This is a genomic window from Sphingomonas sp. DC1600-2, assembly GCF_049897605.1.
Taxonomy (GTDB): Bacteria; Pseudomonadota; Alphaproteobacteria; order Sphingomonadales; family Sphingomonadaceae; genus Sphingomonas.
Genome location: NZ_JAFCWO010000012.1, coordinates 39,403 through 48,024, shown reverse-complemented (window position 1 = coordinate 48,024; position 8,622 = coordinate 39,403). Strand labels below are relative to the sequence as shown.

The following is an 8,622-nucleotide window of genomic DNA, read 5'->3' as shown; positions in this document are numbered from 1 at the left end:
GACGGCTTCTACAACCCCGTCAGGCGCCATTCCGCGCTCGACTATATCAGCCCCGCGCAGTTCGAACGAACCGCGTCACGTTGAGCAAATGCCTCTCCACTTTTGCGGGGCAAGTCCATAAAACCTCATGCCCAGGTCAGGGGTGGATCGTGATGATGAGCAATACACAACGCGGGCTAGCCGAACTGCTCGGCACATTCTGGCTCGTCTTCGGCGGCTGCGGTAGCGCTGTGCTCGCGGCGGGCTTCCCCGCGCTCGGCATTGGCTTCGTCGGGGTGTCGCTGGCGTTTGGATTGACCGTGCTGACGATGGCGTATTCGATCGGCCATGTCTCGGGATGTCACCTCAATCCGGCGGTTACGGTTGGACTTTGGGCGGGAGGACGATTCCCGGCGAAAGACATTCCGTTATATATTACCGCGCAACTCATCGGGGGCGTGCTTGCCGCCGGGTCACTTTATCTGATCGCGAGCGGCAAACCGGGATTCGACGCGGTGACGAGCGGATTTGCCGCAAACGGCTTCGGTGCGCACTCGCCCGGTGGATATTCGCTCTTCGCGGGGTTGATGGCAGAACTGGTGCTGACCTTCTTTTTCCTCCTCGTTATCATGGGTTCGACCGACACGCGCGCACCGGTGGGCTTCGCGCCGATCGCGATCGGCCTCGCACTCACCCTTATACACCTGATCAGCATTCCGATCACCAACACCTCGGTCAATCCGGCGCGAAGCACCGGGCCGGCTTTGATCGTGGGCGGCTGGGCGCTGCAACAGCTTTGGCTGTTCTGGCTGGCACCGATCGTCGGCGGTATGCTTGGTGGTGTCGCATACAAAGCACTTGGGGCCGATGCCAAAATTAAGCCCCCGATCTCGGGTGAGCCCCTTTAACGCCGCACGCTTATTCTGTTGGCAGGCAGCAGACTGGAAAGACGCGGCGTTCGATCCTCAATATTTAGGAACCGTGACGCGGATCCATCCAGCCCCCCTTCCCGCGTCATGGCAGTCGCGCGTCACCTTCTCAAAGGTCGGCGCGGCCTTACGCGCCATGAGGCAGGCCCGTCGCCCGCGCGAACGGCCTTGCGCAAATTCGCGGTCGGAATGCGCGTCGACGAGAGGAACGTCCTGGCCAATCGCGGCACTCGCGTGTTGCCGGAGGATCGCGCTCCGCTGTCGCTAACGAGGGGGGTAGAGGCCAAACATATCGGCCTGCCTGCCGGGGCCTGCATGTTGGACCTCGAGGGTCGTCAACGCCATCGGAACCTCCGCAATGCAGTCCCAGATCGAGTCCCACACTTTGATCCGGATTTAGCGGAAAATTGTGGGATGCACTGGCTCAACAGTTTTCCAATATTTTCAACAAGCTCAAAAAGCTGAGACGTAATGATGGTGCCTGAAACTTCACAACGGTACCCGTAGGGCCACCAAAATTTCGGACGATTGCCGAGACGGGCAGGAAACCAAGCGTCGTGGCTGCAACAAGGACCGTGCCACCCTCCCTTCCCGCGCGGACAGCCATGCGCAACCCACAACCGTGCAAATTGGCCCGACCAATATGGACAGACCAACTGTGGGTCCCTAGGATGGCGGGCAGACGCTGCATACGGCGCAGGAGGGGAACGGGCATGCGGATACGAAATCTGCGCTGGTGGATCGTCGCGCTGATCTGCGCGGGCACCGTGGCCAATTACCTTGCGCGTAATTCGCTCGGTGTCCTTGCACCTGAGCTGAAGAGCGCACTGCACATGACGACCAAGCAATACAGCTACGTCGTCGGCGCGTTCCAGCTTGCCTATACCGTAATGCAGCCCGTGGCGGGTGCGATTATCGACCGGTTCGGGCTGCGCGCGGGCTTTGCTGTGTTCGGCATCGCCTGGTCGCTCGCCAACATGCTGCATGCCTTTGCCTTTGGCTGGATCAGCCTTGCATTGTTCCGCGGCTTGCTGGGGCTCGCCGAATCCGCCGCGATTCCGTCGGGAATCAAGGCAGTTGCCGAATGGTTTCCGGCGGGCGAGCGTTCGGTTGCGGTGGGCTGGTTCAACGCAGGAACCTCGCTCGGGGCGCTGATCGCGCCGCCCGTCGTGGTCGCGGTAGCGCTGTGGGCCGACTGGCGCTGGGCGTTCATCGTTACCGGTGCCGTGGGGATCGTCTGGGCGGCGGCGTGGTATGCGTTCTACCGGACGCCGGAGACGCACCCCGCGATCACGCCCGAGGAACGGAGGATGATCGCCACCGACCGCCCGCCCGCCACCACCAAGCGCGTGAAGCCGCGCGAAATCCTTGGCTCGGCCCGCTTCTGGGTGATCGCCATCCCGCGCTTCCTCGCCGAGCCCGCCTGGCAAACCTTCAGCTTCTGGATCCCGCTCTACCTTGCCACCGAACGCGGCATGGATCTGAAGCAGATCGCGCTGTTCGCATTTCTGCCGTTTCTCGCAGCGGATCTTGGCGGCATCCTCGGCGGCTATTTGTCGCCGTGGCTGATGAAGCGCGGCGTTGCGCTGATTCCATCGCGCATCGTCGGCATTTCGCTGGGCGCGGTGCTGATGATCGCGCCGGGCTGTATCGGCCTTGCCGCCAGCCCCTATACCGCGATCGCCTTGTTCTGCGTGGGCGGCTTCGCGCATCAGATGATCTCGGGGCTGATCAACACGCTGTCCGCCGACGTGTTCGCGCCGAGCGAGGTCGGCACCGCCAACGGCTTTATCGGGCAGGCCGGGTGGATCGGCGGCCTGCTCTTTTCGCTGATGATCGGCCAGTTGGCCGATACCGTCGGCTATGCGCCGCTGTTCGCGGTGCTGGGGGTGTTGGATCTGATCGGCGCTGCCGTCCTGATCCTCTTCATCCGCAAGCTGACCCTGCCCCCCGTCCCTGCCACGGAACCGACACTATGAGACACGCCACCTTGTCCAACCCGCCCCGCTTCGTGCTGACCGCGCGCGTGCCGGGCCGCATCACGCTCACCGCCGACACTGGTGCCGTCGCGCATGTGTTCGTGCTGGAGGATGATATCGTGCGCCTGTTGCTGCTCGCCACCGGCACGGTGACGAGCCCGCCGAGCTGGGCGATCGCCCCCGGTGCCGCCGACATCGCCGAACCCGGCCGCGACCGCATGGATGTCGGCGGTTTTACGTGCCCTGCCTTCGACTGCGTGGCGACGGAAGATAGGCTGACGCTTACGACCACCCGCCTTCGCCTCACCATCCGTCTGCACGGCCTCCATTGCAGCTGGGAGCAGCGCGACGGCGACACGTGGCGGCCAATGGCGGCCGATCGCCCGACGCAAGCCTATGATTTCGGCTGGTGGGACGGCCGCGCGCACCATTATCTCGCGCGCCGGCCCGACGAACGCTTTTACGGCCTGGGCGATCGCACCGGCGACACCAACCGCGCGGGTCGCCGCTTCCGCCTGACCAACGTCGATCCGATGGGGTTCGATGCCGAGCATAGCGACCCACTCTACAAGTCCATTCCCTATCTCCTGGTCGCCGACGGGGATGGCCGCTGCCACGGTACGTTTTACGACAGCGTCGCCGATGTAACGGTCGATCTCGGCCGGGAACTCGACAATTATCACGGTCTCTACCGCCATGTCGTGGCGGACGCAGGCGATGTCGATCTGTGGATGATCGCCGGGCCGGACCCGCTGGCGGTGACGCGCCGCTTCACCTGGCTGACCGGCCGCCCCGCGCTGATGCCGCGCTGGTCGCTGGGCTATTCGGGCTCGACGATGAGCTATACCGACGCGCCCGATGCCGCAGTGCAGATGGCGAGCTTCCTCGACCAATGCGCCAGGCACGATCTCGGCTGCACCTCGTTCCACCTCTCCTCGGGCTACACCTCGATCGGCGACAAGCGCTATGTGTTCCACTGGAACCGCGACAAATTTCCCGATCCCGCCGCCTTTATTGGCTCCTATGCCGATGCGGGTGTGCGGCTGGTGCCCAACATCAAGCCCGCCCTTCTGCGCAGCCACCCGCGCTATGACGAAGCAGCGGCGGCCGGCCTGTTCGTGGCCGATGCCGAGGGCCAGCCGGTCGAGGCACAATTTTGGGACGAAGTCGGCAGCTATATCGATTTCACCCGGCCCGAAGCCGCGCAGTGGTGGCGCGCACAGGTGACGACCAGCCTGCTCGACCAGGGCATGGAAGCGACCTGGAACGACAATAACGAATATGAAGTGTGGGATCGGCGCGCGTGCTTCCACGGCTTCGGCAGCCCCGTCGCAGCAGCGGCGATGCGTCCGGTGCAGCCCTTGTTGATGACGCGCGCGTCGCGGCAGGCGCAAATCGAGGCACGCCCCGGCCAGCGCCCCTATGTCGTGACGCGATCCGGGATGGCGGGACTGCAGCGCTATGCGCAGACCTGGACCGGCGACAACCGCACCGAGTGGAAGACGATCCGCTACAATATGCGCCAGGCGATCGGCCTTGCTCTATCGGGCGTGTCCAACAGCGGGCACGATGTCGGCGGCTTTTCGGGCCCCGCCCCCTCGCCCGAACTGCTGGTACGCTGGGTGCAGGCGGGGGTGCTGATGCCGCGCTTCAGCATCCATAGCTGGAATGACGACCGCACCGTCAACGAGCCGTGGATGTACCCGCAAGCGCTGCCCGCGATCCGGCGATTGATGGCGTTGCGGCAGACGCTGCTGCCGTTTCTCTACGACCTTTTGCATCGCTATCACGCGGCGTATGACCCGATGGTGCGCCCGCTCTGGCTCAACTTTCCGGGTGACCCGGCGGCCTGGGCCGAGGGGGACGATCATCTGCTCGGGCCCGATTTGCTGGTCGCAGCGGTGGCCGAACCGGGGGCGACAATGCGCACGGTGCGTACGCCCGCTGGCGCGGACTGGATCGATGTCTGGACCGGCAACCGCGTTGCGGGCGGCGTGATCGTCGAGCTCGATGCGGCATTGGATGGCCCGCCGCCGCTGCTCGCACGTGCCGGATCGGCGATGCTGGTAGACCTCGCCACCGGCGGATGGCGGCCCGAGCCCTATAAGCGCGGCATTTGGCTGTTCCCGCCCGGCAAGGGCCCCTTCGCCTGGTCGGCTGCCGAGGATGGCGGCGACGGCGACGGGCCGATCGACCGCTGGCGGATGAAGGGCCAGGCCGATGCCCAACGGATCGATCTCACGCTGAGCCGCGATGGCCCCGGCACCTGGGGCGACGACCGCGTGACACTGTTGCTCCCGCCGGGCGAAAAACGGACGCTCATCGTCAATGGCGGCGCGGGCGAAGCGGTGATGATTGCAGGGCGCAGCGGTATTTCGCTGACTGTCGGGGACGCGTAACGGCGGCGGGTCAGACCGCGCCGCGCTTGGCCAGTGCGGTGCGCTTGACCTCGAGCTCGGCGCGGGTACGCTCCATCGTGTCGATTTCGGTGGCCTGGAGCAGCCCCTCGATCACGCGGGCGAGATGGTCGCGCATCGCCGCGCGCGCGGCAACGGGATCGCGCTCCCGCAATGCCTGCAGGATATCGAGATGTTCGTCGATCCGCGGCTGTACGCCGACACTGCGGGCGCGTTCGAGCATGTGCGCGCAGAGCGGCGAGCTGTAGCGCGCGTCCCATAGCGATTCAACCACGCCGACGATCGCCGAATTTTGCGTCGCGCGCGCGATCACGACGTGAAACTCGCGATCGGCGTGCTCACCGCTGACATGTTCCTGATTTTCGCGTTCCATGTCGGCCACCAGCGTTTCCAGCCGTGCGATATCCTCGTCGGAGATCGAGACCGCCGCCAGCGCCGCTGTTTCCCCTTCGAACAGCCGCCGCGCCTCGGTCAGCTCGAACGCGCCGATATCGAGACTCAGCATAAGCGTGTCGTTGGGCGGATTGTCGACGACGAAGATACCCGAGCCATGGCGCGAACGCACCAGCCCCGTCACCTCAAGCGCAATCAGCGCCTCGCGAATCGTCGGACGGCTGACCTTATGTTCTTCGGCCAGTTCGCGCTCGGACGGGATGCGCTGGCCGGGCCGATAGTCGCCGCGTTGGATCGCCGCCGCGATCGTGGCCGCCGCCTGCTGATACAGCTTTCGCCCCCCGGGGTGCAGGGTCGACGGAGTGGGACGAAGTGGCCTGATCACTTGATGTTCGCCTGTAGAACGGAGCGCTTCGGTTTACTCAACATGCCGGGCTCGCGCAATCGCGATAGGCCCGATCCTTCTGCAGGTCATTCCATCATTTGCAATTGGTAAGACCATTTGGTATGAGAGTCGCGACGACGGTCGACACGCAACGGCCGCGCACTTTTTGGGAGGGGAAATATGCAGACTCTACGCACGTCGGTTGCCAGCGCAGCCCTGGCGGTTTCGCTCATTGCCACGGCGGCTCCCGCCATCGCCGAAACCGGCGCGGCGGCACCAACCCCGGCCGACCCGGCCTTGGCGCAAGCCGCCGGAGCGGCGCAGACCGCGCCCGCCAGCCCCGCCGACGAAGCCGCCACTGCAGGCGACATCATCGTCACTGCCAACAAGCGCGCGGAAAATATTCAGCGGGTTCCACTCGCCGTATCGGTGCTCACCCCGGCCGCGCTCGCCAGCGCGGGGGTCCGCAACTTTCAGGATGTCGCAAAACTCTCGCCTTCGCTGGTCGTGCGCCCGGCCGAGCAGCCGCAGAATTCAAACGTATCGCTGCGCGGCGTCGGCACCTTCGCCTTCGGCATTGGCGTGGAATCGAGCGTGGCGGTGCTGGTCGACGAAGTCCCGCTGGCGTTCCAGGCACGCGCCTTCACCGATTTGCCCGATGTCGAGCGGATCGAAGTTCTGCGCGGGCCGCAGAGCACGCTGTACGGCAAATCGGCCTCGGCCGGTCTGATCAACATCATTACGCGCGCACCGACCGATACGCTGCACGTGCGCGCCAATGCGGTGGTGACAACCGACAATGAGCGCGGCGGCAATGTCAGCATTTCGGGGCCGATCTCGGACTCGGTCGGCTATGTCGTGTCTGCAGCGTACAATTATTGGGATGGCAACGTCCGCAACGTTTATGACGGCAAGCGGGTCAATGGTCGTGAATCGATCAACCTGCGCGGCAAACTGCGCTGGACCCCGACCGACACCTCGTCGGTCACGCTCTCGGCCAATTATGTCAACGGCAACACCGATGTCGGCCGTCCGTTCATCCGCGTCGCGTCCAATGCTTTGTTCCGCGGACAGGCTGGCCTTACCCCCGCAGTGGTATTTCCGGGCGTGACGATCAGCGAGAAAAACCAGGACGTCAGCAACAATTTCGACGCGCGTACAAAATATTCGGGCGGCGGCGGATATTTGCGGACCGAGGTTGCCGTGTTCGGCGATTCCAACCTGATCACCGTCACCTCCTATGACCGCTTCCACCTCGACGACTATCTCGATCAGGACGACACATCGGCACCGGGGGCGTTCGGTAACAACAATCAGATCGGCGCGTTCAATTCCGAGCAGATCACCAACGAGATCCGCCTGCAATCCGCCAGCACCAAGCCGTTTCGCTATACGGTCGGCACCTATTTCGCCAATTTGAGTTTCGGTCGTCCGTTCTCGCGCGGCCCCGTCTTCTCGCTCGCCAATTGGTCGGCGACCTCCAAGTCGCGCCAGATCGCCGGCTTCGCACAGATCGACTGGCAATTCCTGCCCAAGGCAACGCTGACGGCGGGCGGTCGCGTCCAGAATGAAGCGGTTAGCTACACCTTCCTTGATCGGCAAGCGAACAACGCGTTCTATAGCGGGCACGCCGAAGACACGGCGGGCACCTACAAGGTCAATCTGCGCTACGAATTCACGCCCGACCTGATGCTGTTCGGGACCTATGCGACAGGGTACAAGGGCCAGACCTACGATCTGACCACCGGCTTCAACCTGAACCGCGCACTGGCCGGGCCGATCAAGCCCGAACGCTCGCGCGATCGCGAGATCGGCGCACGCACGCAATTCTTCGATCGGCGGCTGACGCTCAACCTCACGCTGTTCGATACCGATTACACCAACCTCCAGGCGCAATCGATCGAGACGCTGGCCGACGGCACGCAGAATTACCGCCTTACCAATGTCGGCGGCCTGAAAACGCGCGGCATCGAGCTGGAAGGCTCGGCGCGCCTTGGTGGCGATGTGACCTTTGGCGGTGCCGTGACCTATCTTGACGCGCATTATACCGACTATGCGATCGCACAATGCTATCCCATGCAGACGCTCGCCCAGGGGTGCTCGGGATCGCCCGCGCGGCAGAATTTGACCGGTGGCCGCGCGATTCAGGCCCCCGAGTGGAAATTTACGATCAGCGGCGATTATTCGCCCGCGCTGACCGACAAACTTCGCGGAATCGCGCAGTTCAACTGGCAATATCAAAGCAGCCTGAACTTCGGCCTGCGTGACCCGGAGACCTTCCAGTCGGCCTACCATATCGTCAATGTCGGACTTGGCGTGCGCGATGCCGATCATCGTTGGGAAGTGGTCGGCTTCGTCAACAACCTGTTCGACCAGCAATATTTTGCCTCGTTGGTCAACACGGCCGGTAACTTCGGCAACCAGCAAGCCACGCAGGCCCTCCTACCGCGCGACTTCCGTCGCTATGGCGGCGTGCGGTTGTCGGTCAATTTCTGACGGCGCAGCCTAGGGCGTTTTAGGGTCCTGAAATTACGGAGACG

5 protein-coding genes are annotated in these 8,622 nt (G+C 64.0%); 4 read left to right on the top strand and 1 reads right to left on the bottom strand.

Annotation, left to right across the window (positions count from 1 at the left end; translation table 11 throughout):
- Positions 1 to 152 precede the first annotated feature (152 nt).
- From aqpZ to ACP7BL_RS15625, 3 genes are all read left to right on the top strand, one after another.
- On the top strand, positions 153 to 887 hold the full coding sequence (aqpZ, locus tag ACP7BL_RS15635) for an aquaporin Z (RefSeq protein ID WP_221885188.1): 735 nt from the start codon (positions 153 to 155) through the stop codon (positions 885 to 887).
- Positions 888 to 1,621: 734 nt separating this feature from the next.
- Complete coding sequence (locus ACP7BL_RS15630; protein WP_426258798.1) at positions 1,622 to 2,887, top strand: MFS transporter; 1,266 nt, start codon at positions 1,622 to 1,624, stop codon at positions 2,885 to 2,887.
- Complete coding sequence (locus ACP7BL_RS15625) at positions 2,884 to 5,286, top strand: TIM-barrel domain-containing protein (protein WP_426258797.1); 2,403 nt, start codon at positions 2,884 to 2,886, stop codon at positions 5,284 to 5,286. The genes ACP7BL_RS15630 and ACP7BL_RS15625 overlap by 4 nt, the downstream gene beginning before the upstream one ends.
- Before the next feature lie 10 nt (positions 5,287 to 5,296).
- Here the strand turns inward: ACP7BL_RS15625 and ACP7BL_RS15620 are convergent, their stop codons facing one another.
- Positions 5,297 to 6,082, bottom strand: a complete 786-nt coding sequence (locus ACP7BL_RS15620) for a FadR/GntR family transcriptional regulator (RefSeq protein ID WP_231565206.1) — start codon at positions 6,080 to 6,082, stop codon at positions 5,297 to 5,299.
- Positions 6,083 to 6,262: 180 nt separating this feature from the next.
- On the opposite strand from ACP7BL_RS15620, the gene ACP7BL_RS15615 reads away from it, so the two are divergent.
- On the top strand, positions 6,263 to 8,578 hold the full coding sequence (locus tag ACP7BL_RS15615) for a TonB-dependent receptor (RefSeq protein ID WP_126849215.1): 2,316 nt from the start codon (positions 6,263 to 6,265) through the stop codon (positions 8,576 to 8,578).
- The last annotated feature ends 44 nt before the right edge of the window (positions 8,579 to 8,622 follow it).